General features: G+C 62.1%; 22 protein-coding genes and 3 tRNA genes. 9 read left to right on the top strand and 16 right to left on the bottom strand.

The window, feature by feature from the left end:
- Positions 1 to 30 precede the first annotated feature (30 nt).
- Genes CXY80_RS09185 through CXY80_RS09175 form a run of 3 tightly spaced genes read right to left on the bottom strand, consistent with a single transcriptional unit; the run spans position 31 to position 4,402 of the window.
- On the bottom strand, positions 31 to 1,182 hold the full coding sequence (locus tag CXY80_RS09185) for a hypothetical protein (protein ID WP_104132322.1): 1,152 nt from the start codon (positions 1,180 to 1,182) through the stop codon (positions 31 to 33).
- Positions 1,182 to 1,601, bottom strand: coding sequence for a hypothetical protein (locus CXY80_RS09180; RefSeq protein WP_104132321.1), 420 nt, complete (start codon positions 1,599 to 1,601; stop codon positions 1,182 to 1,184). Before CXY80_RS09180 ends, CXY80_RS09185 begins: the two co-directional genes overlap by 1 nt.
- Complete coding sequence (locus tag CXY80_RS09175; RefSeq protein WP_233195204.1) at positions 1,598 to 4,402, bottom strand: DNA methyltransferase; 2,805 nt, start codon at positions 4,400 to 4,402, stop codon at positions 1,598 to 1,600. The genes CXY80_RS09180 and CXY80_RS09175 overlap by 4 nt, the downstream gene beginning before the upstream one ends.
- Before the next feature lie 418 nt (positions 4,403 to 4,820).
- Here CXY80_RS09175 and CXY80_RS09170 point away from each other — a divergent pair, with 418 nt between their 5' ends.
- Positions 4,821 to 5,897 carry a Fic family protein gene (locus tag CXY80_RS09170; protein WP_233195202.1) on the top strand — a complete coding sequence of 359 codons (1,077 nt, stop codon included), beginning with the start codon at positions 4,821 to 4,823 and terminating at the stop codon, positions 5,895 to 5,897.
- A 119-nt stretch (positions 5,898 to 6,016) separates the two neighbouring features.
- On the opposite strand, the gene CXY80_RS19470 is transcribed toward CXY80_RS09170, so the two are convergent.
- A complete protein-coding gene (locus CXY80_RS19470) occupies positions 6,017 to 6,190 on the bottom strand; it encodes a hypothetical protein (protein WP_158251624.1) in 174 nt (57 codons plus the stop codon).
- Between the two features lie 142 nt (positions 6,191 to 6,332).
- Between CXY80_RS19470 and CXY80_RS09165 the strand changes: the two genes are divergently transcribed.
- Complete coding sequence (locus CXY80_RS09165; protein ID WP_104132318.1) at positions 6,333 to 6,671, top strand: XRE family transcriptional regulator; 339 nt, start codon at positions 6,333 to 6,335, stop codon at positions 6,669 to 6,671.
- Positions 6,672 to 6,678: 7 nt separating this feature from the next.
- On the opposite strand, the gene CXY80_RS09160 is transcribed toward CXY80_RS09165, so the two are convergent.
- Entirely contained in the window at positions 6,679 to 7,182 is a 504-nt protein-coding gene (locus CXY80_RS09160) for a hypothetical protein (protein WP_199182245.1), read from the bottom strand.
- A 79-nt stretch (positions 7,183 to 7,261) separates the two neighbouring features.
- Here CXY80_RS09160 and CXY80_RS09155 point away from each other — a divergent pair, with 79 nt between their 5' ends.
- From CXY80_RS09155 to CXY80_RS09140, 3 genes are all read left to right on the top strand, one after another.
- Positions 7,262 to 7,837 carry a hypothetical protein gene (locus tag CXY80_RS09155; protein WP_104132317.1) on the top strand — a complete coding sequence of 192 codons (576 nt, stop codon included), beginning with the start codon at positions 7,262 to 7,264 and terminating at the stop codon, positions 7,835 to 7,837.
- Between the two features lie 204 nt (positions 7,838 to 8,041).
- Positions 8,042 to 8,242 (top strand): hypothetical protein, encoded by a 201-nt coding sequence (locus CXY80_RS09145; RefSeq protein ID WP_104132315.1) that lies wholly within the window; start codon positions 8,042 to 8,044, stop codon positions 8,240 to 8,242.
- Positions 8,243 to 8,756: 514 nt separating this feature from the next.
- On the top strand, positions 8,757 to 9,140 hold the full coding sequence (locus CXY80_RS09140; protein ID WP_304466173.1) for a type II toxin-antitoxin system Phd/YefM family antitoxin: 384 nt from the start codon (positions 8,757 to 8,759) through the stop codon (positions 9,138 to 9,140).
- Positions 9,141 to 9,874: 734 nt separating this feature from the next.
- Here the strand turns inward: CXY80_RS09140 and CXY80_RS09130 are convergent.
- From CXY80_RS09130 to CXY80_RS20735, 8 genes are all read right to left on the bottom strand, one after another.
- Positions 9,875 to 10,750 (bottom strand): hypothetical protein, encoded by an 876-nt coding sequence (locus tag CXY80_RS09130; protein ID WP_158251623.1) that lies wholly within the window; start codon positions 10,748 to 10,750, stop codon positions 9,875 to 9,877.
- A gap of 625 nt (positions 10,751 to 11,375) precedes the next feature.
- On the bottom strand, positions 11,376 to 11,696 hold the full coding sequence (locus CXY80_RS09125; protein WP_104132351.1) for a hypothetical protein: 321 nt from the start codon (positions 11,694 to 11,696) through the stop codon (positions 11,376 to 11,378).
- 77 nt (positions 11,697 to 11,773) lie between these two features.
- On the bottom strand, positions 11,774 to 13,291 hold the full coding sequence (locus CXY80_RS09120; protein ID WP_104132312.1) for a relaxase/mobilization nuclease domain-containing protein: 1,518 nt from the start codon (positions 13,289 to 13,291) through the stop codon (positions 11,774 to 11,776).
- Positions 13,292 to 13,293: 2 nt separating this feature from the next.
- Positions 13,294 to 13,809, bottom strand: coding sequence for a plasmid mobilization relaxosome protein MobC (gene mobC, locus CXY80_RS09115; RefSeq protein ID WP_104132311.1), 516 nt, complete (start codon positions 13,807 to 13,809; stop codon positions 13,294 to 13,296).
- Positions 13,810 to 14,477: 668 nt separating this feature from the next.
- Positions 14,478 to 15,449: a DUF2637 domain-containing protein gene (locus CXY80_RS09110; protein WP_104132310.1), complete on the bottom strand. Its 972-nt coding sequence runs from the start codon at positions 15,447 to 15,449 to the stop codon at positions 14,478 to 14,480.
- Positions 15,446 to 17,275 (bottom strand): DNA polymerase, encoded by a 1,830-nt coding sequence (locus tag CXY80_RS09105; protein WP_104132309.1) that lies wholly within the window; start codon positions 17,273 to 17,275, stop codon positions 15,446 to 15,448. The genes CXY80_RS09110 and CXY80_RS09105 overlap by 4 nt, the downstream gene beginning before the upstream one ends.
- Positions 17,275 to 19,560 carry a toprim domain-containing protein gene (locus CXY80_RS09100; RefSeq protein ID WP_158251621.1) on the bottom strand — a complete coding sequence of 762 codons (2,286 nt, stop codon included), beginning with the start codon at positions 19,558 to 19,560 and terminating at the stop codon, positions 17,275 to 17,277. The genes CXY80_RS09105 and CXY80_RS09100 overlap by 1 nt, the downstream gene beginning before the upstream one ends.
- Positions 19,561 to 20,074: 514 nt before the next feature.
- Positions 20,075 to 20,290 carry an AlpA family phage regulatory protein gene (locus CXY80_RS20735; protein WP_104132307.1) on the bottom strand — a complete coding sequence of 72 codons (216 nt, stop codon included), beginning with the start codon at positions 20,288 to 20,290 and terminating at the stop codon, positions 20,075 to 20,077.
- A gap of 87 nt (positions 20,291 to 20,377) precedes the next feature.
- Between CXY80_RS20735 and CXY80_RS09090 the strand changes: the two genes are divergently transcribed.
- Entirely contained in the window at positions 20,378 to 21,118 is a 741-nt protein-coding gene (locus CXY80_RS09090) for a helix-turn-helix domain-containing protein (protein ID WP_104132306.1), read from the top strand.
- Positions 21,118 to 22,269 (top strand): tyrosine recombinase XerC, encoded by a 1,152-nt coding sequence (xerC, locus tag CXY80_RS09085; RefSeq protein ID WP_104132305.1) that lies wholly within the window; start codon positions 21,118 to 21,120, stop codon positions 22,267 to 22,269. Before CXY80_RS09090 ends, xerC begins: the two co-directional genes overlap by 1 nt.
- 85 nt (positions 22,270 to 22,354) lie before the next feature.
- On the opposite strand, the gene CXY80_RS09080 is transcribed toward xerC, so the two are convergent.
- From CXY80_RS09080 to CXY80_RS09070, 3 genes are all read right to left on the bottom strand, one after another.
- A tRNA-Phe gene (locus CXY80_RS09080) sits at positions 22,355 to 22,430 on the bottom strand.
- Positions 22,431 to 22,500: 70 nt separating this feature from the next.
- Positions 22,501 to 22,574 (bottom strand) — tRNA-Asp (locus CXY80_RS09075).
- Positions 22,575 to 22,673: 99 nt separating this feature from the next.
- Positions 22,674 to 22,746, bottom strand: a tRNA-Glu gene (locus tag CXY80_RS09070).
- Between the two features lie 255 nt (positions 22,747 to 23,001).
- Here CXY80_RS09070 and CXY80_RS09065 point away from each other — a divergent pair.
- Positions 23,002 to 24,351 (top strand): M23 family metallopeptidase, encoded by a 1,350-nt coding sequence (locus tag CXY80_RS09065; RefSeq protein WP_233195199.1) that lies wholly within the window; start codon positions 23,002 to 23,004, stop codon positions 24,349 to 24,351.
- The gene (locus CXY80_RS09060; RefSeq protein WP_104132304.1) at positions 24,344 to 25,777 is read left to right on the top strand and encodes an NlpC/P60 family protein; all 1,434 of its coding nucleotides are present in this window, start codon (positions 24,344 to 24,346) and stop codon (positions 25,775 to 25,777) included. The genes CXY80_RS09065 and CXY80_RS09060 overlap by 8 nt, the downstream gene beginning before the upstream one ends.
- Positions 25,778 to 25,834: the final 57 nt, after the last annotated feature.

Raw genomic sequence — 25,834 nt, 5'->3', positions numbered from 1 at the left:
GGGTGGAATCTGGACACCCGTCGCCGTCGCCTAGAAAAGCAGGCCGTATCTTCTACCTCCGTGCATGGAAAGTTCGACGCTATTCGCGGCAGAGGCCTCTAGGCTGTCAACTCCAGCAGCGTTGGTAATTGTCAAAGTGAACCGTCCCCGTCCGTCGTTTCCGAGCGGCTCGCGCGTGAACACGAGGAATGTACCTAAGTAGGTATCCACTCCGTTCTGCTCGGCAATTGGCAAATTAATGACGTCCATGCCGTTGTCGCCGAATCGAATCGTGCGTTCTGCAAACCCATGGCCAGCCACTCGCATGTCGACCTTGCCAAGCGTTGTGTTATGAGGAACCTTCTCCGCATCAAACCCGAAGAAGACCCTTGTTCCGCGGCGTGTATTGAGTTGGCTGCCTGGGCGATTCGGACCGAAGTTCCTGATGATCGAGGATGCGTCTACCCAGAGAACTTTGGCGGCAGCGAGCTGGACAGCGAGAGGCCCACTAGTTTCGTGTTTGGCCGGCGATGCGAGGTAGCGGCGCGTCGCCGGGGTTCTTTCCTCGGGCGGTTGCCGAGGCTTGGGTAGGGAGCGATGGCGTGATCGATACTCGTCGAGTACGTCCGAAAGTGGATCTGCGGTTTCCCACGTGTCTTCGAACCAGTCCTGGACTGGCTTTGCCAGCAGCATGTGATGCCATTCTGGAGTCGAAGGGGCACCTATCCAAATCTGCTGTGCAACGACCTCGGCCCCGGTCGACAGTGCACTGGCGGTGAGGTTGGCCGAACCCACGGTCAGGGCGCACGGACGGTGCCACCCCTTTGTCAACTCCTCTCCGAGGAAGATGAATGCCTTCGCGTGAAACGCGGACGGAGGACGCAGGGTCGGTGACGCCAGCACTGCGCGTCCGTTCGGGATTCGGACCTCCGCATTATTGAGTGCGCTGAGGCGGGCGAGTGCTTTTGGCTGAGTGAAGCCAAAGTCAAAGCTCACGAGGAACCGTTTGCGTGCCGCAGTCCAAATTTCGCTGGACAACCTCTCATCCAGCAGACGAACGCCTTCGCCCGAGGCGTATGCCACCGCGACGTCGACGTACTCATAGGCGCCGGCCCGTTCGGAGGCGTCCGCGAGTGCCTCGAGCACAACACCGACCCGGCCAACGCTCGGATCTTGCGCATGAATGGAGATTTCGTAGACCATCAGGCCTCCTCATCGTGCGAGCTCGCGCGCCTGGTCCTGAACGTTGGGGCTGTCGAGGTTCGCGCACCCGCCGGCGGAGTGGCCCCATAGGCGTCGCGGTCATACCGTGCGAGCGCTGCCGCGAATAGGGGACTAGAGACGTCGTATTGAGCGACGGCGGCCGCGGCGACGGCGCGCGCGTCGAACAGGGAGAGGTTGGTGTACACCCGCCCGCAGACTGGGCATACAGTGAACTCGGCGGGGTCGGATGAGCCGGACGCCTCGAAGGACAGATTGCCATCCCGGTCTGCGTGGCGCCAATCCTCCGCCCACGAGTCGTTCCCGCACTCGCACAGTTGGTTCTCGCCGTCGTCGTCCACGGTCGCGTTTCCGTCGACGGAAACGGTCGGGTACGGCCACTCGTCGATCGCCTCAGTCACGTCGTGCTCACTGTTAGCCGGCGAGGCGTCTTTGCCGCTATAACAAGTTGTCCTGCTTTGGCAAAGTTCGAGTAGCTGGCGAACAGCGCCCGCAGCCGATGAATCTCGGTGACGGCGCCGCGCAACCCGAAGGCAGTATCGACTGCGGCGTCGAGCTCGCGATGTGCTCGCAGTAGCTCGGGGGCCATCGCGAGAGGGTTGTAGTGGTCCGCGAGGGACCGTTGCGGTCGGAGTGCTCGCGCGTCCAGCACGGCATGGCCGCCCGCGATGATCGCGGCTCGCTGCTCGTGGTTGAGCGCCGGGAGAGGAAAGGTGTTCCACGTAAGCGTGTTTGAGAATCGCAGGTCGGATTTGATGCGGCCGCCGACAGCGCGCTGCCAGGCGATGAACGCGGAAGAGGAAATCGCAGCGAACGCGACACCGTCAGGGTCATCGGCTTTGAAGTTTGCGTCGCCGCAGATGACATCGGGGCCGAACAGAGCCGCTGGGAAGAATCGTCGCGTTTCGCTGACGTGACGCGGGACGCATACGTATGGGGTGTCGGGCTGGGAACGTTGCCCGAACAGATGCGGTGTCTCAGACATCTGCCTCGTGGAGGGCGCTTTGGACGCTGCGCGGAATCGACGGACGGCATCAAGACGTTGGCGGAGGATCGGAGAGCGGGCGATATCGCTCGGATCGAGATCGACGAGCCAGAGACACCAACGTGGCTCGTTATGGATCAGCTGACGGGCACCAACGAAAGGCCGGGTGTACTTGGCGGCGATTGGGTCGGCCGCGACGTGGTCGTAGTCGTCTGGCTCGATGATGAGGTTGCCGTCGTCGCGGGCCATGTTGCCAAACACCATCAGAGGGAGCGCTGGGGAGAGGGGAGCGCGCCGCTGGTCAACGAGCACGTTCGGCCCGTCGACCAGGTACCCGTTGAGCTGGTCGACCACCGGGATCTCCACTGGCTCCCCTCGGAGGTTGCCGGAGTACTCGAACAGCCGGGCCCGTTTCCTCGCTGCGCGGTCAAAACCTATCACTGAGCAGTGCACTGCGGCAGCGCCGGGGGCTTCACTCGTCCACGCGAAGGTTCGATGGGCGAACTTCACTCTCCATCCGGCTGCGAAGACCGGCCCGAACAAAGCAGGCACCGGCTCGCCCTGGGCGATCGAGTTCGTCGATACGAAAGCGAACTCGCCGGCGTACCCGGGGCGGCTCAGCAGATCAAGAGACTTTGCATACCAACCGGTCACATAGTCCAGCCGGCCGATGTCGTCCCTCCTCCAGACGTCGCGCAGCTCTTGTGCCTGCTCGAGTGAGCGGGTCGCATGTCCTAAGAAGGGCGGGTTGCCCATGATGTACAGGTGCTCGTTAGGTTCGACGACGTCGGCCCAGTCAGTGCGCAGCGCGTTGCCGACGTGGATGCTGCGGACTTTGACGAGCGGCAGGGTGTCGGGGGCGGCTCCAAGCGCGAGCTCCATTGCCTGGTTCGCCTGATGCTCGACCAAGTGCAGCGCGGTCGCGGCGATCTGCGCCGGCCATTCCTCGAGCTCGATTCCGTGAAAGCTGGAGAGCCGCACTGCGAGATTGTCCTCTGTGAAGAACATCGTGCGCGCGGTATCAGTCGCGAGCTCCTGAATCCGCTGGAGCACTTCGAGGTCGAGCGCGCGCATCTGCCGGTAACCGACCACGAGAAAGTTGCCACACCCGCACGCGGGATCGAGGAACCGCATCTCGCCCATATCTGTGCGCAGCTTCTTCAATGCCCGTGTGTCGTGGAAACCGTCGGTGAAGCGTTGCCGGAGTTCGTCGAGGAACATCGGCCCGATGACCTTCATGATGTTGGTCTCGGTCGTGTAGTGCTCGCCGAGCTCGCGCCTCGCGGTCTTGTCCTTGATTGCTTGGAACAGGCTGCCAAAGATGGCCGGCGAGATAGCCGACCAATTGAACATGGTCGCCTCGACCAGTCGGCGTCGCATCTCCGCGTCGAATGTCGGGATCGACAGAGAGTCCTCGAAAACGCCCCCGTTGACGTACGGGAACCGAGCGATCAGCTCATCGAGGTTCGACTGTCGGCGGGAGGGGGCGCGGCCCATGACCTGATAGAGCAGTGACAGTTGCGGGCCGAGATCCGATCCGTCCTGCGCAGTGCGAGTTTCCAAGAACTCGAGAAACAAGTCTCGCTCCCACACGCCGGCGTCGTCCGCGTACAGCGCAAACAAAGTGCGAACCAGGAACACCGATGCCTCGTGGTCGTCGTCGTACCCGGAGCCTTCGAGCGCCTCGTACAATGACGCCATCAGCTTTGCCGCCTTGATCGAAGCGGCCTCCTGGGCCTTCGATCCGAAAGTGCGCTCACCGTAGCCGGCCAAAAACGCCAGCTTCTCGGCGTTGTCCCGCAGCTGGCTGAGCGAGAATTCCACCGGACCCACGCCGATCTCTGCATGCAAGTCCAGCAACCGGAACCTCTGAAAGTCGCTTGTGAGAACCCATCGAGGAACCTCGGGATCTGGCAGGTCGTCGATGTAGTCGAGGGCCTGCCGCTCCGCAGCGATCAGATCTTTTCCCGCAGACTTCATCTCGATCAGCGCTAGACCGGGAATGAGCGCATCAATGTAGCCGCGGGAGCCGGTGGAGGAACGCTTGACCCGCTTCTCGTAGAACGCGGCGCGGGTCTGGGTTATCCCGTACGCGCCTAGCAGATCCCGAACGAATGACTGCGCCTGCTGACGTTCTTCACCCGGCTCGTGCTTCCATTCACGGCTAAACCGCGCAGCTCGAGTACGGATCTCATTCATCGATAGCGACTTAGGCACACGCCTACGTTACCGGCCCCAGCCTTTCCATCGGGATGAAGCGGCTCCCACTACCGTCACCCGCTGGCTGCAAGGAGCTGACGCGTGAAAGCAACGCCTGGCGAATCCGGGTTGGCGATAACCGCAGGCGACACTTTATTTGGCAATCCAACGCGCTCTCCGGCCCCATCAACCGGCGCAGGCCCTGATCGACGACGTCTAGGCGTTGAAGGAGCTAATCACCACCATCCTCGCTCTAATTCGTGTTTAGCGATAACAAACACCATCAAGACAGGGTAAAATTGTGATTATGCACGCTAAAGTCACCAACACTGCCTGGCCTCCACATGAGGTTGAGACTCTGCCCTGGCGTCAGCAGATACGCAGCGGCACGCGTGAAGACCGGATGCTGAGTTCGGTCGACGCGACGATCCCACCTATGATCCAGACGCTCGACTACATGCCACCTCTGGCCGTGTTGCTGGAAACCGAGAAAGCCCTTCTCGCCGTCGCGCAGGCTGATACCGACGCGGAAGGCCATTCCGCGGCGCTGAGCCGTTTCATGGTGCGTTCGGAATCTGTGGCTTCCTCGAAGATCGAGCACATCTCTGCCTCGGCGCTGGACTACGCCCAAGCGGTTGCAGGCAACCGAGGCAATGCCTCTGCGATGAGCATGGTCGCCGCCTCGGCTGCGTTGCACGAACTCATCACCACCGTTGAGCAGCACGGCCGTTTTGAGCTGGAGCACATCGAGAGCGCGCACCGCGCGCTGATGCTGGACGACCCCGATGAAGCGAGCCACGCAGGACGCCTGCGGGACATGCAGAACTGGATCGGCGGAAGCGACTACTCACCCCGAGATGCCCTCCACGTGCCGCCGGCGCCTGCGCGAGTCGCTGAGCTGATGACAGACCTGGTGGCGTACCTCAACCGCGACGACGTCCCCGTGATGGTGCAGGCCGCGATCGGCCACGCCCAGTTCGAGTCGATCCACGCTTTCACCGACGGCAACGGTCGCATCGGACGTGCGCTGGTATCCGCTGTGCTGCGTCGCCGCGGCGTCACCCGCAACGCTGTTGTACCGCTGGCCAGTGGTCTCCTCGCCCGCCGCGACGACTACTTCGCAGCGCTCGGCGCCTACCGCCGCGGCGATCCCGGGCCGCTCATTAGCTTGTTCGCGCACTCAGCGCGTGCTGCCGCCGAGTGCTCACGCGGCACGATCGCTCGACTGAAGGCGATGCCCGATGCTTGGGTAGCAGAGCTGCGCCCTCGCGCCGGATCCGCGGCCGCCGCACTGATCCAGGCGTTCTATGACCACCCTGTGATGAGTGCGGCCGAGATCGAGACACGGTCCGGGTCCGTGGCCTCCCAGGCCTACCGGGCCATCGACCAGCTCACCCGAGCTGGGTACATCCAGGAAATCACCGGCCGCAAGAAGAACCGCGTGTGGGCCGCGTCAGAGGCGCTGGCCGAGCTGGATGATCTTGACCGACGAATCCAGGCGGCGATGGCGTGAAAATGAGCCTCGAAATCGTAACGCGCACCGAGGTTTTGACTAACGATTTCGATCCGCGGCACGCACTCGAGGAAGACATCTAACCGGTTACGAGCTCGCTGTCTTGGCGAGAAAAGAAACTACTTCGCGGCAGGCGTCTGAGAAAGCTTGACGATCCACTGTGGCGTCTTCACGCCGGCCCGGCGGTCTGCGTTCACTCGTACGCGCGCGGCTACAGCCTGAGCTTTCGGACTGGGACGGCTGTCGCTCTGACGCTGCTGAATCTCGCATGGCTGAATTTCGTTGATCGTCATGGTGTGCCTCCTGATCCTGTGCTCATTATGCGCGAGGGTGCCTGAAAATGCCACGTAAAAGACGGCGTATGAGTTCACCAGGCTGCGATATTGCGGTGTAACATAAATGGTACGCTAACCCAATCGACAGCAGGAGAAGATCATGACCGGGGCATTCTGGGATGACGTCGCCAACGACGTACACGATCCCGAGTTCGCGCGCGCCTACGCCAGTGAAGCGATTCGCATCCGCACGATCGACGCGATCGTCAACGCACTGAATGATGCAGCGGAAGCCGAAGGGCTCACCAAGGCCGAGATCGCGCGTGCGGCAGGAATGCAAGCAGCTGCCGTGCGCCGGCTACTCACAGCCAGCACGGTCAACCCGACGGTGTCGACTCTTGTCGAGGTTGCGGCCACCCTCGGATTCCGGGTGACGCTTGAAAAGATGACGAAGTCCGAACGCCTCGAGATCACAGAGCCGATGCGAGCCGCAGCCTGACCCCTGGTTAGATTGCCGATCGCGGCTTGTTGCGACTGCGGTACTCGATGCCCAGCGCTCGGACCTTCGCGTACTCGCTCTCGGAAAGAGTGGTCCGAAAGGCCTTCCGCCGACCGTCGATGATCACCAGATAGGGCTTATCTACCGGGGCACCGTCTTTGGTGAGAGCGTCATAGTCAAGCTGGCAGAACAAGCGGAAGTGCTCGCGGCCCGGACCGTCGACGCGAATCTCGTACCACCCCGTCATCTCGCCGTGCATGGCTTCCCAATATCCGCCACCGGAGAAGCGATTCGGCGGCGCTGCGGCGACAGCGGCCGCGACGGCGGCCACCTTGGCGCGGACGCTCCCGGGCCAGCTGCGCAACTCAGCACGGCCGGGCGCTGACATAGTCGGGTCATCGCTTTTGTGCCGTTGGAAGTAGACGATGTCGTGCACATCGGTCGGCGACGGCTTGGTCTTCGGCTGCGGCGCGGCACTTCGCTTCGACGACTTGCTGCCTTTGGATGCCACCCACACACTTTACTGGGAGGACTGCTCCCAACGCAGACTCGCCGTCTGGGTGCACTGGACATGGATTACCCTTCACAGCATGAGCGCAACAATCCAGGTGCGAGTGGACGCCGACATTTTTGAGGCGGCAAAATCAGCGGGCGCCGTTGCCGGCCGCAGCGCGGCGCAACAGGTCGGACACTGGGCCCGGATCGGGCGCGAGTTCGAGAGGGCCGATCTCGAGCGTGGCAAGCCCGAACCCACGCTGCGTGCCGACCCGGCCACCGCCGCGCTCGACGCCGCCGTCGGACCGTTCTACGACACCGCCGGCCTATCCCGATGGCTTGGCGTCTCCCGGCAAGCCATTCACAAACGGATCGGGAAGACCCTCCTCGCCGTGCACACCGAAAAGAACGACATCCTCTACCCGGCATTTCAGTTCACCGAGGACGGGGACACCCTCCCGCACCTCATGGACGCTGCCCGCACACTCTCCACCGGCCTCGCTGATGAATGGTCCATCGCCATGTGGCTCAACACCCCCGTCGACGACCTCGACGGTCGCTCCATCGTGGAGTGCCTCAGAGCAGCCGACGGGGGTGCCGCCGACGTAGACGCCGCCCTGGCGTTCGCGCGCGCTGAAGCGTCACGGCTCGCCCGCGCTGCTGGCCGATAAAAGCAGGTCGGTGAGAGGGCCGCAGACCGACGTGGTGTCACCGGCACCACCACCCTGGAGGCCCGAGGATCCAACCAAGCAATCGACCAGGCTGAGCTGGTCACTGTCAACCATGACGGGCGCCAGGCCATGATCTGACGACCGAACCTCCTTGGAGCGCTTGTCCTCAAGGCTGCCGCTTACACGGTTCCACTCGACCTGGGCGTGAAACGGCACCTCATCGACTTCGCCGTTCTCGCCACCCTCATCACCCGTGGCGATCAACTGGCTGGGCAAATGAGCAGACGGGACCGCGAGCTGCTCAAGAACGCGATCGGAGCTATCCGCATGGATGGCACCATCATCCCCATGATCGAGGGCGCCGACCTGGGAATCGAGCGGCTGCTCGTCGCGCTGAGCGCGTAGCAAGGCGGCCGGTGGCCGGATAGTTGGCCGGGAGAGAGCTGTCCGGACCGACCGTCCCAGCTGGTGGCCGGGTCGGCCCGGTCGGCCAGGCCGCTTGTATAGCTGTGAGATTCCATCGAAGCTGACGCCATTTCGCGTTCGTGACCCCACTGTTTCCGCGGGTCTTGCACCGTCGCACCAGGCTCGCCGTTTCATCCGAGTTGACATTTAACCCGGCTACTCGACTCACCTCCTGCACGAGAGCTCTCCGCTGGTGGCCCCAATTGCCTGATGAGGAAGACGATTGTGATCTACGCCACAGGAACGAAGCGGCAGCCAACCGGGCGTTGGTCGCGTTCCAGACTCGATGCGTCAAGTCGGATGAAACATGCGTCAAGTCCAAGCGAATCTCACAACGAGTTGCCACGCAACGTGTCGCCCCGACCCCTTTTTAACTCAGCCTCGTCTCACTTCAAGGGGTCTGGTCTTTTACCCCCGATAATCGCACTTATCCCTACAATGGGTGCGCTTCGCGATGGAGCCGCAACAGCGAGCAGAGTCGGCGATTGCCCGGCTGCACGAACCGCCGTCAACCGTTCATTTGGAAGTTTCAGATGATCGCAAGAAAGATCGTGCCCGCTGCGTGATTCCGACAGAGCATGACTTCATGCAAATCTTTACGCTTGCTGAAGTGAAGAAACAGCTCAGCGAGGTGATCGACGCTGTGATCAACAAGCACGAGCCGGTCACGATCACGAGCGAGGGCGAGCCTGCCGCTGTTCTCATTGGTGCCGACGACTGGGAGTCGCTTCAGGAAACGCTTTTCTGGCTGGCACAGCCCGGTATCAGGGAAAGCATCCAGACAGCCCGTGCTGGGGTCGCGGCGGGTGTGTGTGTCCGGAGATCAGATCCGCGCTAAATATCGATTGATGAGGACCGACACCCTGACCGCGATGTCCCGCCTGGCTGGTAGACGCAGCCCGGGCAACGCAGTTTGGGCTTGCGACCTTCGGGGAGGGCGGGAACTCGCGAATGATTCGATCGTTGATCCAGAGGAGCCGCAATGAGGGACACGTCTGCACGTACGACATGTGCCGTCAGAGAGGCTCACGAAGCATGACGCCGCGGAGGTCCTCTCCCGCATGACCAGCGCGGTCAGCACCTGGCGCGAAACAGCGCAGAAGCACAGCAGTAGTACTGCTGAGATCAAGTACATGACCTCTGCGTTTGACGGCGATCAGCTCGCGCATGCCGAGCGATTCCTTGACCGCGATCATGGGGCACACGTTTGGTCCGACTGAGGGATCGGAATGTCAATTGAATTAATACAAGTTAATAGAGATTCACAGTAATGGTTGATAAAGTTATCAGCCGTTACATCCGTTACCAGCTTTAGCAACCGGCTTGAACCCCGGCTATGAAATGGCATGGTGACAGCTATAGACCACGAGAGTGCAGGGTGCTTCTTTTCGTTGGATCTTTTCCGGGCACCGGCATCCTGCTGGCCCTAGGCGTCGACGGCGTACTAAACACCATCGACCAGCGCTTCCCAACCGCAAGCGCAATCGTGCACCGATGTGATGGCCGAGATGGCTGAATTCGCGCGCCGAATCGAGTGAGACGTGCTGCGCTGTAGCAATGCGCCGGTTTCGACTAGTGGTCCAATTCCCGGGAGGCCGGGTTTCTCATGTACGCCACAGTATGAAAGCCGGCTGCTTGGCGGGGCCGAGTCGGCGGCAACGTTTTCAACGCCGCGAGCGTTTCCATAGTGATACCGGTTGGGACATAGACGTGGGCCCATTCGTCAGTCGCCGCCACGATCGCAGCCAGCTGTCGACCGAATAGCCCTACCACGACCGGGGACTGTAGGCCTTCCGCCGCTTGTTCGCGAAACCATTCTTTGTACTGCGCGTAGATGACGCTGAAGAGCACGATGGGTGATGCGAATTGCGGAGCGTGGGTCAGCCAGAATTCTCGAACGTGCTCTTCAATACCCACCCTGTACCTCGGTGACCAATGCAGCACCGGAGGTGTCGAACGTTTCAGGAGAGCCGGGGGCCTCGTCTCGGCGTGCAAGTCCTCCGTGTCCTGATCATCACGACAGCACGGGATAAGGCTGACGGCGCCGGACCGGACGACGTATCGGAATGTTGTGATCGAGCATCCGATGTCCTTGAGCTCCAGGATGGCGCGTGCCGTTCTCGGGTGGATGGACGCGGCGATGATCATGAGTACCTGGGATTCGTTCACGGCATCCACTAGTGCGTGGCCAAAGTGCCGTTGGAAGGCGTCGACCAAGTCGACGTGCAGCGGACCGTCAGCGACGACGCGAATAAACTCGGCCCTGGTCAGCTGCCTGATCCAGCGCCGGTAATCGAGCACTTGGGCGATGATCGAGGGCGAGGCTTCGTTCAGCTTCAGTTCGATGATGTAGATGACACCGGTTGCGTTGATCGCGAGCAGATCGACGCGCCGTCCGACCGTGTTCACTTGTCTCCCAATGATCAACAGGTCCTGTCCCAGATTCATGAGGAGAAGCGATAGTTGGACCTCCAGGTAGCTCTCCAGGCCCCTCTCCACCCGGAACGCGAGTCGGCTGGCCCGGACGGCCACCACAACTCGATCAATCTTTCGGTGAGGCATCGGGTCATTCATTCTTGCCGCCTGCACATGTTAAATCCTGACCATGCATAAGCCGGCGCCTGTGTCCTATGTACTGCGCTACAGGGACGATCGTGAGGCACGGGCTTTTGCCCTCTGACCGCGTGCGAATGCTCTGGACGCCGGTCCTTCGGCCAAGGAACAGGAATTGCGTGTGAGCAGATCCAACCACTGCGGCGAACAGCCGCCTCCGCGACGAGCTGGCCGATGCGCCCATCGGCACCGACTGCGGTGGGTACGAAAGGGGTCATGAGTGGAATGGTAGAGGCACTTCGGCGACGTTGCGAGCGTGTAAATCGACCTCGGAAAGTCCCCACTGCCTGGCGTTGTGCGCGTTCCTCTCGGATATGAGTGCAACTGATAGACCGCACATATTGGCGTGATCTGGAGGTTTCCCAGAGGATTTGCAGATTTCGAATAGTTGAGTCGTTAGCTAAGACCTCGACGGTCAGTTGCCCCGCCTGCTTCGAGGTAGGTCTCCCGAACGTCAGACCTAGGGCAGGGGAGACGTCCGCCGCACGTTTCGCGTGCTGGGTGGGACTTCATTGAGGATGCGGCCAAGAACCTGCAGCTGGCGAGGCGTCAGATCGTCCATGCGGCCCTTCTCCACCGAGATCGCCCACCACACGGTGCTATTCATCAAGCAATTAGGGCACGTGCGCGGTGAGATTACGCCGAAGGTTCCCATTTTGGGCGGGAAATCCCACCCGGCATCGAAAGCATCCTGTGTGCTCAGAATCTCTTCGCGGCCGCACGACTCGCACCAGTGAACGAACGGATCGGCAGTGGACGCGTTAGTGCTTTCAGCGGTCATGCCGCTGACTATAGTCGTGCGTCGAGACGCTATCGATACCGCTCTGTCCCGGTGGCCGTCCATCGTTTGTGGAAGCCTCAAAGCACGTGCTCCTGTTCACCGGGCTTCATGACCGGCTCAGTGTCGTCGAACCACTCGGGGTGCTCCAGCCGGCGTTTACGTATCTCGGGCGCCATGGCCTGGTTGGCAGCGTGTTGCTCAGGCGATACGGCTGGCAGACCCAGCCGGCGGTTACGCTCGTTGATCGTGCGCAGCTTCTGGGCGTCCGCCTGGACTTCCTGAGGCGTCGAGACCACCTCAGCGGCTTCGGGCTCAATCGTTGCATTTAAAGCGATGTGAGCGGCCTCGTGCGCCGCGCGAGCCTCCCGCAGACGGGAGAGCGACACAGCGCCGGGAATTTGCGTGGCAGCCCGCTGGTCGGGCTGCGTGGGAGCCTCTTCAATTACCCGCGCCTCAGCACCGGAGGCCTTGGTTGTCTTGTATTCGGCGACCCTGCGCTGAGTATTGACGTCTTCTTCTTTTTGGACCCGAGCCAGTGCGGCCCGTAAGCGTTCCTCCATAGTCAATCCCTTCTGAGCCGGCCGGTCTTGTGGCTTGGGGAGCGTCATCTGCACCGCAACGGGAGCAGCAGGAATGGCGACAGCCTGCTGAGCCTCACTGTTGCGCGCCAGCGCCTGATCTACCGCATCCATCTCAAAGCCAGTACCGAACGTCGCACACCGCCGACGGTCGCTTGCGGAAGGTTCAGCGCGCGTGCAGTCCGGTTGTTCCCGCAGCATGCCGTACGAGATACCGCGACCCTTCTTGCCGCGTTGCTCGATATGTATGCCGTGCGCGCGGCCCGCATCGACAAAACTCGCCCAGTCGATAGCCGCCGGATCTGCAAGCGCCAGCTCGATGCGGGACTTGAGAACTGTCGAGCTGAATGGCTCTGCTTTGTGCGCTGCCCCGAACTCGTCGGCGATGTCGCTGTCTGCTTCCCACATGATGTACCGCTGGAACTCTCGAAGCTCACTTCGCTGCGAGGAGTCGACCCTGCGGAGCCCGCTCGGCTCACCACGCTCTCGGCGCTCAGTCGCATCGGAGAACGCCTTTTTGAGGTCAGCGCGCTGCTCGAACCCTTCGGCTTCGAGGACGCGCTCGTGGGCTTCGACGAGACGGGAATGCATGACGATGCTGCTGTCGAGGCTCCGCCCTGTTTTGGTGTCGACGCTGTTCACGACGATGTGATTGTGCACGCAGCCTGTCTTGCCGTCGCGCTGCGTGACAATGAGCACCTGCCGACCAGGGAAACGGTCCACAGCCATTGCGCGGCCCAATTTTTGCGCCGTCATCCAAGAGTCAGGATCATCTGGATCGAGCTCGTCTTTCGCGAAGCTTTGTATCACGTGGTACGCCTGAACGAACGCGCCAGGTTTGTCTTTGCCCCATTTCTTTCGAACGTCTCGCATCTGCTGCTTCGCGACCGAGACGAGGAGCCCACCGACGCCGGAAGCCATGACGTAGCGCTCTCCCTTTTGGTCGGGCTTGTCGTCGAGGGCGTAGCTGATGAGGGCATGGCCTGAGCGCGATGCACTTGCCACTACGACAGGCATATTTATGCACCCCTGCGCGATGGGAGGCCTTGCGCGACGAGGTGCGCGATGCGCCGTTCGATCTCGTCAGGCATTGCCTTCATCTCAGCGACGCCCTCCAGTGCGTTCGAGACTTCGGCGGCTGTCACGGGATCGTCCTTGTTGAGCCTCTTCGCGATCTGATTTACGTTCCCAGAAATATGCGAAAGGAAATTTCTGATTGGACCCAGCTCGTAGCCGAGCCGGTCGGACATGCTGGCAAGATTCGCTCCCGGCGATACGCCGTGACGTTCCATTGCGAGCGCTTGCGCTTCAATCTCGGCGGTGCCGATCTTGTCCGTAATGAGCAGCCGAAGCGCCTCACTAAAGGTGACATCTGCGATGTCGCGACCGCTGGACTTGGCCAAGGCCCGGCGCACGTTTTCGACAGCTCGTTCCTCGCTGTCACTGAACCGCAATGTGCGCCGCTTCGCGAAGTTGACGGCCTTCTTCCTCGGCCGCTTCGGCGTCGCTCCGCTTGCCTCATCGGTCCTCGTCATCAGTCCGCCCCCTCCGCTCGGTTCTTCTTGTAGTCCGGTCCTGTATCTCCCACGCTCCGCAAGGGTGGTATCAGCCTACAAGAAGAACGGGCAAGCAGTTTATCCGTCAGACATATCGCTTTGCTCATGCCTTTGGGTAACTCCTTGGTCAGACCTCCGGTCCGACACCTGGGGGACGACTGGCGCCTTCCCCCCGCCTACGGCGGGTCCCCCCCCTTCCAAGACGACGAAACACCGCCGCACCTTGCGGAGCGACGGGGTTTCGTCGAGCGCGTCGCCAAGGCAGATGCTGTGGTGACGCACCGGTCATTCGACTAGGTAGAAGCCCGTCGTCTGACCGGAAGCAGCCGCCGCCGCGTGTGGCTGCTGCTGCTGGGACGCACCAGCCACGCACGTCTCGCTCGCCGACAAGGCACCCAACCGCCTCAACGAGGCGCACGTCTCTTTTGGTCTCGTCCTTGTAGGCCGAGACCTGGACCGGTCGGTCCTTGCCTTCGCGCGTCGTAAGCAGCTCCGACCTCACGTCGAGCGTCATGGGCTGCTTCTCGAACGTTGCGGAACGGGCGAACGCAGCTGCATTCCGGGCGTCTTTTACGTTCCTGTCGTGAGCGTCCCGGTCGCCCGGAGCTGAGCGATCTGTTCAGCATGGAGTTGAGGCACCGTGTGCCTCACGCCAGCTCTTCTTCTCGTGATCCACGTAGTTCGAGATACGCTGGCCCGTTGGCGCGGAAGACATCAGGAAACTGCTGGCGAGCATCGGCGAGACGACGCAACACTGTCCGATCGGTCACCGGATTACCGGCCTGCTCGAATAGCTGTGACAGTGTTTCTTTTGTCACGTCACGCCCTGTCGTGGCCCGCGTCACGATCCAATTGACCTGTCCTGCCCGGTCAGTCGGTATTGATACACCTGCGTGCCGGTGCGTCACCGGATCCACAAGTGCGACACCTTCTGTCGCACCCGTGGACAGCGTGACGGTCACCTCTTGCAGCGTCGTGTCAGGAGTGACATCAATCACGACAGCCGTGTCGCGGATCGAGACAGGCGCGACCCGCGATGTCGCGCCTGTCTCGGGGACAGTGACAGCGGTGACAGCCGTGACAGCTGCGGCAACCTTATCGTTCACGACTGTCAAGCTGACGGGCACAGGTGATAGTGGCACGACAGCTTCCCCGATTGACACGAGCTCCGTTACAAGCTCCTCAGCGGGTGTCAGCAGGCGTACAAGCATCTCGCTGGACAGCAGCAGCCCGACCGGGGGGATTGCCCCCACGAAGATTGCGAATCCTATCGAGATGCCCTGAGTGGGGTCGTAAACAGCTGCGGTATGCACACCATTTCCAACCACCGACACGGTAGCGAACCCTGACAACGTGACCCACGGCCACGTCGTCGCACGGCGTGAACGACCCCGCCATGCGAAGATCACGAGCATCGCGGTGACAATACTGCCATCCACGATCAGTGGCCACGCCCACGCAATATCGGCAGGAACACCCGAGCGCGACGCGAGGTCACGCAACACCTCGAACGACAAGACGAAGGAGAGCATGGATATACCAGCCACCAACACTGCAGCCACAGCGGTCAGCCAACGGGGGACGCGAACTGGAGCGGAGGACCCTTTCTCGGTTTTCATGCTTCACTTCCTTCCTTGATGTCGTTATCAGTGGTGTGCCACGTGCAACGAATGTCGTCACATGTCAACTGCTCGCGGTGGGCGCGAGCAACTTCGGGCCACGCCTTCTTCTCAGTGCGGTAGCAGTCCGCCCAGTCACGACCGCGCTCCGACTTGTCGGCGAGAACGAGGACGGGAGTATCGGCGTCAGCTACCGCGAAGGAGAACTGCAGGGCATTCATCACCGCGGTCTCGGCCTCCTCGGCGCGGTCGGTCGGAACCGAAAGCACAATCTCGTCATGCACGATTGCTCGCAGGCACGGCAACAGCCATTCGGGCAGGCGGAGAATTCCCTCCATCATCAAGTCCCGTGCCGTGCCCTGACCCATAGCAGCAGCGGCCGTGGTGTACTCCCTGCCCTTCTGCACACGCATCGGGCGTCCGAACGCATTCCAGAGGATGTGCTTCCTCTCGGCCTCTGCTCGCACTTGCTTCTTGAAGCGGGCAAGGCCCGGGAAGCGGCCGTCCAATTTGTTTAGCAACGCCTGAGCTTCGGAATGCCCGATCCCTGCCGACGCGGCCAAACCCTTCGCACCCATTCCGTAAGTCGTCGCGTGGGTGACGGGTTTAGCGTCGTTGCGACGGGAGGCGTCGCCGAATAGTTCTACCGCCATCTCGGTGTGGTAATCCTTTCCGCGCTCGAAAGCGGAGACATACGCGGCGTCTTGGCAGTGTGCGGCGATCGCCCGTGCGTCGACCTGGCTCAGGTCGAATGCAATGAGAACGTCGCCTTGGTCCGGAAGCAGTAGAGCCCGCTCGAGCACGTTCGCACGGTCACGCTTGCCCATTACCGTCAATCCAGGCTTGGTCACCGATATCCGCCCCGTGGTCTGCCGTGCGTCCACGGATGGGTGCACTCGACCGTCGGATCCGGTGTGGTCGAGCGTCGTCTGGGTCACTGACCGCTCTCCATTCAGCGCCCGCAAGGTCTCTACCAGCTCGACGAGTGCCTCGTTGTCGGGATGGTCCTGGAGCAGGCCACCCAGCGAGTCTTTACCGGTCGCCAACGCCCCCTTCGGCGTGCGTGGCGGCTCGACGCCGCAATCGGTGAAGGCCTTCTCGAGAGCGGCGATACCGGCCTTCGTTCGCTGGGGTGCCGTGCCGCTGGTCGGCAATCCATAGTTCTGCGCCATACGCTGCTTGAGTAAGGACACACGCCTTTGCTGGGCAACCAGCCGGCGGCGGGCCTCGACGACATCCACACGGAAACCGCGCTTGCTGATGTGAGTCAGCCGCCAGATGACGCGATGCTCCCGGAGAACGTACTCGTCGCAATTCAGGTATGCGGCGACCTCGCGCAAGAGTTCAACGTCCCGGACCAAGTACCTGCGATACGACGGCTCATCGACGGGTATCTGGTCGTAGCCACCGAACTTGTTTGACAGCTCGTCAAGGGTCGACTCACCGGAGACCGAGAGATCTTTCCCTAGGCCGAATAATTGCTTCCCAATCGCGTCGAGATTGTACCGACGGTCATCAGCATGGCCGGCAAACGGAGGGTCGTTGTGCCGCGCGAGCAACAGCGTGTCCCGGACCTTGCCCTCGGCAATCAGCTGACCGACATCGAGCCCGTGCCAGCGTTCTAGGGCTGCGAGGTCGAACATAATCGCGTTGTGCGCCACGACGCGATCCGCGTCCCGGAGCACGGCGCACAGGTGGGCCATGTCCGTCGTGAGCACAACGGGACCATCGTCGACGGCGTAGCCGGCGAGTCGACAGAAGCTCGGGCCGTGAGTGTAGAGTTCCGTGGCTGAAGCTGTCTCGAGGTCGAAGAAGACGGTTCGCATCAGGCAGCCTCCGCCTCGTCGATGTCGGTGATGACGGGCATCGGGCGACCGGACTCGACGGGGATGCGCTTCTTCGTCGCGTGAGACGCGGAAATCCCCGCCGCCACGGCCTCCAGAACCGCGACGTCATCCTCCGGCGTACGGAACCGCACACCAAGTAGGCAGCGAGGGCGGGATGGGGCTGGCTTCAGGTCCATCACCAGCTGGTCAGGGCGGCTCAACGTCGCCGGGTCGCGGACCTCCTGCCCGGAGAACGCGACGCTCTCCTGCTTCATCCACGGGTTGGCCTGCAGACGTGCCTTGAAGGTCGACATTCCCCATGTCCGCTGACCTCGACCCTGCTGCCACAGGTTGAGCGCGCGCTGCACATCCTCGAGCCAGATTGCAGCGCCCGGTTCGAGCACTAGGTGGTCATCCGCATAGGCTAACCATTGGTCAGCCTCCTTTCGCCATTCCAGAGTGCTTTCACGGACCGAGGCTGGTTGGCCGGGAAGCCTCCGATTGTTCGAATACCAACGGCCAGCACCCTCGATCAGCCACGCGAGAACCGCCTCCTGCTGAGCTGCTCCATGCTTCAGCCTGTCGCGCAGACCCGGATCGCCCGGAAGGTCACTCGCGAATTCGATCAGATCGCCCTTGGACAGGTCACGGTACCGATATGGGAAGACGACTTTCGCAAGCCGTCGCCAGGTGCCATGATCGACCTCATTGACACCGAGCGGGTAGTTGGTGGAAATGAAGATAGCCCACGTCGGGTCGAAGGTCACGTTGTCGCGATTAACGTACCGGGCGACCACGCCGGGTGTACCCAGGATCTTCTTGATCCGGGCCACATCGAGGAACCGCTCCTCAGGGGTCTCCTCAATGATCGCGAGCCGAAGTTGTTTCAGAGTCATGAGTTCGGTCGAGTGCTGACTCCCCTTGTCCGAGAGCAGGACTTTGTCCGGGATAATGCCGGCATAGTTGCCAGCCGCCTTCAGCACGGCACCGAGGATCGTCGACTTCCCGTTCTCCCCGCCGCCCTCCAGCACACCCATAACGTCGTCATTCGGCACGTGGCCTGTGACTCCTTGACCGAAGCGATCCTGGAGCCAATGGGCCACATCGTCCGGCACAGCATCTAGCGCAGCAAGCCAGTCCAGGTGTGTCGCGCCGCTGCGGTACGCCACCAACGAGGACTTCGTCACCAGCCGGGCCGGATCATGCTTCATGAGCGTGCCGGTCCGCAGATCGACGACCCCGTTGAGGGCGACGAATATGTCCGCGTCGAGGTCGAATTCGTCGAAGTCACACTCAAGCTGTCCCTTAGCAAGAGCGACCACATTACCGAGCTTGTTCTTCGCCAGAAGACTCTGCGCCCTCTTGAGGGTAGACACGGACTCCTGGTTGTCCGGGTCATACGCGGTTACGGCTGCCATGACTTCCGCCTTGGCCCACCGCCGCGCGACTTCAATTACAGTTTCAACGCTGCAGAGACACCACACCCGTTCGTTCCACCTCAGCCAGTCAGCCGCCCTCGTCCACAGAAACGCGCCCCGGAGCGCGCAGGCGACGAGGCGTTCCGATGCTTCAGAGTCAGAACCTCCCGACGGCACGGGGTCGGCCGGGCTGCTGCCCGACGCAACCTTCCCGCCGTTCCCGCCGTTTCCACAGTTCGACGTAGCCAGAGGCGTGGGATCCACTTCGACGAGATCCGCGAGAGTGAACCCCGCTCCCAGATGGTCGGTGAGATCCGCCTTCTCCGGCAGTTTCGGATGGACGTCGAAAAGCCGCACGCTTTTCGCGACGCCCGCAAGCAGGCGATAAACCTGTGCGCCCTGCATGCGCCCGGCGTCGTCCTTATCCTGAACAATTGCAACGTCAGCACCCGTGAGCTGCTGAGCGTGAAGTTCTGTGAACTTACCGGCGCCTCCGGCATTACACGTCGCCGTCAAACCGAGGGCCATCGCCGAGAGCACGTCCTTCTCGCCTTCGACGACATAGATGGTTTCGTCGGCGTCGATTGCCATTCTTACGGCCGGAGCCATGAACACTGTTTGCCGCTGCTCAACGGTGAGACCCTTCAAGCTCCACCGATATCCGGAGCGGGACTCTGGGTCCGGCGCCCGCTGGGAGATCTCCTTCATTCCATTCTTGGTGCCGCGGAGAACCTCGAAGATCAGGTCGCCAGCGACGCCAACATAGGGGTACGTCATCTGGTGACGTACGTTGCCCGGCATCCAGACGTCAGACCAACTCAGCGCCTTGCGGATAGCTGCCTGCTCGCACCCGGCGAAGCAGTTCACCCGAACATTGCTGTCGGGGCCCTCCCAAATAGAGAGCGACGGGCTACTGTCGTCGTGGGACGGGCAGCAGGCCTTCCACCTGTGCCCACTGCCGGACCGCACGGGACCGGAGACCTGCTCAAGCTGCTCCAAAACCCGCTCAACGCGCATCAGCGCTCACCCCCGCTCGGGGGTGTTAGGGCGAGGACTGCACGGACTGCACAGCTCTGCGGAACTTCCGTGTGAGAGAAGATATTAGAGAGAAGTTCGGCAAGCCCGTGCAGTCCGTGCACGCTATCAGCAGTGATGCCACCCTTCTTGGTGCTTTCGGGAGAACCTTCCGAACCCTTCACGGGATTGGAGTGTGCGTCCTTGTCTCCCTCGGCGTCTGTTGTTAGAGTCATAACTACGTCCTTTCAGCCGAACAATGAGCGGTAACTCGTCGGCTGGAGATAAATATCGTGTAGAGCGCCTCGGCAATTGCCGGGGCGTTTTGCTTTTCCTGGCGGGGGGAGTGGCGGCCGCGCCTTATGGTTCACCGCGCTTCGGGTTCAAGCTGCTCCCCGATCCAGGCGTCGACGTCGGACTGACGCCACCGAACCGCGTGCCCTCCGAGCTTCACGGCTCGAGGCAGAGACTCGCCGTTCGAGCGCTTGCGGTAAATGGTGGACATCGACATACCGGTCTGAGCCGAGAGGTCCCTAGCCGTTAGGAGTGCGAATGGACGCGCTTCTGGGTGGTGCACTGTCATTGCAATGTTCCCTTCTACAAGTTCTATAACGTGTAACTAGATGCTAGCGGCTTTCTTTTTCTTCTACAAGTTCTGTATCCTGTAAAGATGAGAGAATCCGAAACAATATCTGCTGCAGTGGGCGCGTTTGTCTCGCAAATGCGACGGGAACGAGGCCTTACCCTGGATCAGATCGCCCGGGCTGCCCGTTCTTACGGCGCGAGTTGGAGCGCCAGCAGCGTCAGTAACATCGAGCGCGGGCAGGCGTCGTTGACGCTGCCTACTCTGCTGCTGCTGGCGCTTGCCCTGGGGGACCTCCTGGGGCGGTCGCTCACGCTCTCCGCCCTGCTGGGAGACGCGGAGGTTCTCACTCTGGTGTCAGGCGGCCTGAACCCGGTGAAGCGCTCATGGGTCGATGGCGTGCTTAGGGGCGCTGAGGTGACCACGAGCTTCGACAATCGGGTCGATTCCGAGAGTGACTACGAGATGGACGATGAGCTAGAGGACGAGGTTTTGCGCAAGATGCGCGAGATGCGTGGTCGGGAGGCGACGGATGCTGAGCGATATGACCAGGTTTCCCAGCTCCTCGATCAGTCCCAAATGCCCCCTGAGCCGGCGACCCGGAACCCGACCAAAGGCAATGCAGGCAGCCTCGCCGAGGAACGCGCAGCCAAGAAACTCGGCATAAGCATCGTCCGACTCCGGCAGCTAGCTCTCGACCTTTGGACGCGTTCGCTCGAGGAGGAGTCATTCCGCCGTGCCGGATCCGATAGCGCGCCGCAGGCCCGCGGCCGTGTAACTCGCGTGCTCGTTGACGAGATCCGAGGGTTCATGAAGGAGGCGCGCTGATGGCGAGACCGAGGATGGGAATTGGGACGTACGGCACCATCAACACGAGTGAACTCGAGACCGGGAAATGGCGCGCGCGCACCCGCTACCGATTTACCGATGGGAGGGCCCGTCAAGTGGAAAAATATGGTTCAAGTAGGGCAAAGGCGACGACTGCGCTGAAACAGGCGCTCACGACCATCGAGGCGGATCGGGGCGGAGAGTTGAAGCCGACCACATCCTTGCGTGTTCTCGCGCAGATGTTTCTGAACGCCAAGCGTGATGTGGGGCGAGCTGAGGGCACATTGGAAACCTATGGTTATGCGGTGTCCGCCCACATCATCCCGAAGATCGGCGACCTCACCGTGGCCGAGGCTAAGCCGGAGCGTCTGCAGCCGTTCCTCAACCGCATCGAGAAGGAGAGCGGGGCTGGCGCCGCGAAAAACTGCCGCTCAACACTGAGCGGCATGATGGCTTTGGCCGTTGTCAACGGCGCTTTAGACAAGAACCCCGTGCGTGAGCTGGAGCGAATCTCCCGAAGCAGAGGGAAGAGGAGAGGCAGCGCCGCCATCCCTATCGACGAACTGCCCGCATTTCTGGGCCGGGCCCGGGCCGATGCAGACTTGATGAGGTGGGACACTGTCGGATTGATTGAGTTCATGCTTTCATCCGGCTGGCGCGTGGCGGAAGTATGCGCCCTTGAAATCGGCTCGGTGGATTTTCTAGCCGGCACGGCCACTGTCGAGGCCATCAACGTTCGGGTGAAGGGCAAGGGTGTCGTGCGGCAGAACTTTCCCAAGACCGAGAAGTCAGCACGCATTACACCCTTGCCGGCGCAGACGATGGAGATGCTCCACCGCCGTAATGAACGACTGCGGGAGTTCACGACGCTCCTGTTCCCTACGCCGCTTATGCGCCTACGCGATCCGTCGAACACTCAGCGCGAGATTCGTGACCGGCGCGACGTGCTTGGCTATCCCGAACTTTCTACACATTCGTTTCGCAAGACGGTGGCGACGATTCTCGACAAGGAGGGGCTTTCGGCCACTGAGATCGCCGATTACCTCGGTCACGAGAACCCGTCCATGACTCAAGACGTATACATGAACACAGTCAAGGGATCGAAGCGGGCTGCTGAAGTAATGGAAAAGCGGCTCGATGGCCTAATTTGAAAGTGCGGGGTTTATGCGGGGCGGCCGACTGAAAAACTTCATAGAAACAAAAAAATCCCCGTAAGCACTGGGCTTACGAGGATTCTGGTGGCCCCGACCGGCGTCGATCCGGTGACCTTTCGATTTTCAGTCGAACGCTCTACCAACTGAGCTACAGGGCCCCAAAGATACGTCAAAACGCGTCTTCTAAGAAAAAAAGCCCTTCCTTTCGAAAGGGCTATATTTCCTTTGCGACCCTGACCGGACTTGAACCGGCGACCTCCGCCGTGACAGGGCGGCGCGCTAACCAACTGCGCTACAGGGCCTCGAGGTGAAAATTGTGAATCTGTGTGCGAGGCACTCGGTAAGACTATTCTATTTCTCTACTACTTTTTCACTTACTCTGTGTGCACGTGCAGTTTGCGTAGCCCCAACGGGATTCGAACCCGTGTTAACGCCGTGAAAGGGCGCCGTCCTAGGCCGCTAAACGATGGGGCCGTGAGCCATAAAGTTCATGGCTGCCGAAGAGTAAGCATACGGTCTTGTGGGGCGAAGGCCAAATCGACGCGCGCAGCATCCGTTTGAAAGCTGCCCATTTTGTGACGCCAATTCGCACCGCGCCCACAAATGTGCGGGCCACAGCCCTTTTCGCGAGTTAGATTCGGCGTTGAAACTGGGCCAAACCTGCTCAATTTGTTACTCTGAAGAGTCTGCTGCGGCGCAAGCTGCAGCTGGAAAGCCCGTTGGGAAACAATGATTCGTTCTACAGCCGTGATCCGCCGCTCCGGAAACGCTCCGGCCAGCCGTTTTCGAGCGGGCAGTCGGTGGCCGCGGCACGGCCTGGCGCTAACCAGCGTCGTCGCAGCCATGACCCTTCTGGTCACGCTGGTTGCCCCGGCCGCCCCGGCGCGGGCGGTCGATTACCCTTCGTGGCAGGATCTGCAGAACGCCAAGGCGAACACCAGTGCCGCCGCCGCGCAGGTGACCGCGATCGAGAATCTCATCGCCAGCCTGCAGGTGCAGGTGCAGGAGACCCAGGCCGCCGCCGAGAAGAGCGCCATCGAACTCGAAGACGCGCAGCGAGAATTTGACGATGCCACCCGTCGGGCCGAGGACATCCAGAAGCAGGCAGACGACAGCAAGGCCACAGCGGATACCGCCACCAAGCAGGCCGGCCAGCTCGCCGCCCAGCTCTACCGCACCGGTGGCACGGACCTGAGCGTCAACCTGTTCCTGGAAGGCGGAGGGGACGGCGCCGACGCCGACCTGCTGCTGGCAAAACTCGGCAGTATGAGCAAGTTGGTTGAGCGCAGTTCGGATGTGTACGACGAGGCGCAGTCCGCCATGAACAACGCCCAGTCGCTCGGGGACCAGGCCAAGGTCGCCCAGGCGGAACGCGAAGTGTTGCGCGTCGCCGCCGAGGCCGCCCTCGTTGCGGCACAGACCGCGGCCGAGGCGGCGGCCAATGCCCTCGCCGAATCCGAAGCCAAGGGCATCGAGCTCGAGCAGCAGCTGCAGTTCATGCGCGACGCCCAGGCCACGACAACGGCCGGCTACGAGGCTGGCGTGGCCGAACGTGCCCGCCTCGAAGCAATTCGGGTGGCGGCTGAGGCCGAACGTGCGCGGGTGGCCGCGGCTGCAGCGCGCGCCAGCGGCGGCTCCGGCGGAACGGTGAGCATGTCCGGCTGGGGCGTACCGGCCAGCGGACGCATCACCGGCGGCTACGGCCCCCGCTCGACCATTTGCGGCAGCGGCGGACAGTGCAGCGGAAGCTTTCACTACGCGACAGACCTCGGCACCGGTTGCGGCGCGCCCATCTACGCCGCCCACGCCGGCGTCGTCACCTGGGCCGGACGCCTCGGCACCTACGGTAACTTCGTGAAGATCAGCCACGGCGACAACGTCTCGACCGGCTACGCCCACATTCGCGACGGCGGGTACAACGTGGGTGTCGGCCAGTCGGTATCGGCGGGGCAGCTCATCGCCAGCTCCGGACAGACCGGGGCCGCCAACGGCTGCCACCTGCACTTCGAAGTTTGGATTGGTGGAAACCGCATCAATCCCGTTCCATTCATGGCCGACCGGGGAGCAGCACTTGGCTAACAACAGCACACCTGCACGGAATACCGCAGCGTTACCGAGCACCACTGCACGTGCACGAGTTCACGCACGATCGAAGCGACTGTTCTCGGCCGTCGCGATCGGCGCGGTCTCGGCCGTGACGGCATCCGTTGCCGCGGCCGGCGGGGCGGCGTTTGCCGCGCCGGACTACCCGAGCTGGAACGACGTCGAAAAGGCCAAGCAGAACGAGTCGACCAAGCAGACTGAAATTGCCACGCTGGGTGAGCTGTTGGACGGTTTGGCCGCCCAGTCGGCGACCGCCGTGACGACCGCACAGATGGCGGCCGAGGAATATCGCATCACCCAGGACTCCCTGGCTGCCGCCACCGAGCGGGAAGCCAGCCTGAACGCGCAGGCGAAAAAGGCAGAGGCTGCCGCTGCGACGTCGAAGATGCGGGCCGGCCTGATCGCGGCCCACCTCGCCAAGTCCGGCGGCAACGGTCTCTCACTCAACCTGTTCCTGAGCGGCAACAGCGCCGATGACCTGCTCAGTCAGCTCGGTACAGCCAGCAAGCTCAGCGAGCAGTCCGAGCAGATTTACACCGAAGCGCGCCAGGACCAGAACGCGGCCGAGTCGCTCGGCGACCAGGCGGCGTCGGCCACCGACGAACGCGAACGCCTCACCGCAGAGTCCAAGACCACCTTTGAGGCGGCGGCTGCGAGCTCAGCGGCGGCCGAGGCAGCCTACGACACTCAGCAACGCCGGTCGAGCGAGCTGTTCGAGCAGCTCGCCCTGCTCAAGGACACCACGGCCGAGGCTGAGCGCAGCTTTCACGTCGGCGAAGAAGCGGCCGCTGCAGCGAAAGCGTTCGCGCAGGCTCAGGCGTCCGCTGCGGCAATAGCGGATGCTGCCGCTGCCGCAGCGGCGCAGGACGCCGCGGCCGCTGAGGGTTCCGGCTCGGATTCTGGGTCCGGTTCCGGTTCCGGCAATGGTTCGGGGTCTGGCGCAGTCACTCCGGTGGTGCCGAGCGTGCCGAGCGTGCCGAGCGCTCCGGCTGGCGGCGGTACGACCGTTCCGGCGCCGAATGCGAGTGCCGTCGACACCGCTCTCGCCTTCGCCAGCGACCAGCTCGGCGACCGGTACGTTTTCGGCGGTTCCGGCCCCGACGCCTGGGACTGCTCGGGTCTGACCAAGGCGGCCTACGCCGCGGCGGGCATCTACATCGGCACCCACTCGGCCACGGACCAGTACAACACCATGGCGCGGCAGGGCAAGCTCGTCTCCTTCGCGCAGGTGCAGGTGGGCGACCTGTTGTTCTGGGGCAGCCCCGGCAATTACTACCACGTGGCGATTTACGTCGGCGGCGGGCAGATTCTCGAAGCTCCGAACCCCTCGGCGCGCGTGCGGGTGCACAGCATCTGGTCGTCCTGGGCTGTTGCGCCCTACGTCGGTCGCCCCGCAGCGTAGCGCGGAGCTCTCAGGCCCCGCATGAGACCGGACGTGTAGCTAATTCTGGAGATCTTC

The organism is Cryobacterium sp. M91, from assembly GCF_002929615.1.
Lineage (GTDB): Bacteria > Actinomycetota > Actinomycetes > Actinomycetales > Microbacteriaceae > Cryobacterium > Cryobacterium levicorallinum.
The sequence above is the reverse complement of the archived record's forward strand: the minus strand, read 5'-3'. Positions and strand labels throughout refer to the sequence as shown.

Bases quoted from the DNA above. Each gene is read 5' to 3' on its own strand.
- CXY80_RS09185 (WP_104132322.1), bottom strand. From the start codon at position 1,182: ATGGTCTACGAAATCTCCATTCATGCGCAAGATCCGAGCGTTGGCCGG.
- CXY80_RS09130 (WP_158251623.1), bottom strand. From the start codon at position 10,750: ATGAATCTGGGACAGGACCTGTTGATCATTGGGAGACAAGTGAACACG.
- CXY80_RS20735 (WP_104132307.1), bottom strand. From the start codon at position 20,290: ATGACAGTGCACCACCCAGAAGCGCGTCCATTCGCACTCCTAACGGCT.
- CXY80_RS09170 (WP_233195202.1), top strand. From the start codon at position 4,821: ATGATCCAGACGCTCGACTACATGCCACCTCTGGCCGTGTTGCTGGAA.
- CXY80_RS09110 (WP_104132310.1), bottom strand. From the start codon at position 15,449: ATGAAAACCGAGAAAGGGTCCTCCGCTCCAGTTCGCGTCCCCCGTTGG.
- CXY80_RS09155 (WP_104132317.1), top strand. From the start codon at position 7,262: ATGAGCGCAACAATCCAGGTGCGAGTGGACGCCGACATTTTTGAGGCG.
- CXY80_RS19470 (WP_158251624.1), bottom strand. From the start codon at position 6,190: ATGACGATCAACGAAATTCAGCCATGCGAGATTCAGCAGCGTCAGAGC.
- CXY80_RS09120 (WP_104132312.1), bottom strand. From the start codon at position 13,291: ATGCCTGTCGTAGTGGCAAGTGCATCGCGCTCAGGCCATGCCCTCATC.
- CXY80_RS09125 (WP_104132351.1), bottom strand. From the start codon at position 11,696: ATGACCGCTGAAAGCACTAACGCGTCCACTGCCGATCCGTTCGTTCAC.
- CXY80_RS09140 (WP_304466173.1), top strand. From the start codon at position 8,757: ATGGAGCCGCAACAGCGAGCAGAGTCGGCGATTGCCCGGCTGCACGAA.
- CXY80_RS09065 (WP_233195199.1), top strand. From the start codon at position 23,002: ATGATTCGTTCTACAGCCGTGATCCGCCGCTCCGGAAACGCTCCGGCC.
- mobC (WP_104132311.1), bottom strand. From the start codon at position 13,809: ATGACGAGGACCGATGAGGCAAGCGGAGCGACGCCGAAGCGGCCGAGG.
- CXY80_RS09165 (WP_104132318.1), top strand. From the start codon at position 6,333: ATGACCGGGGCATTCTGGGATGACGTCGCCAACGACGTACACGATCCC.
- CXY80_RS09090 (WP_104132306.1), top strand. From the start codon at position 20,378: ATGAGAGAATCCGAAACAATATCTGCTGCAGTGGGCGCGTTTGTCTCG.
- xerC (WP_104132305.1), top strand. From the start codon at position 21,118: ATGGCGAGACCGAGGATGGGAATTGGGACGTACGGCACCATCAACACG.
- CXY80_RS09105 (WP_104132309.1), bottom strand. From the start codon at position 17,275: ATGCGAACCGTCTTCTTCGACCTCGAGACAGCTTCAGCCACGGAACTC.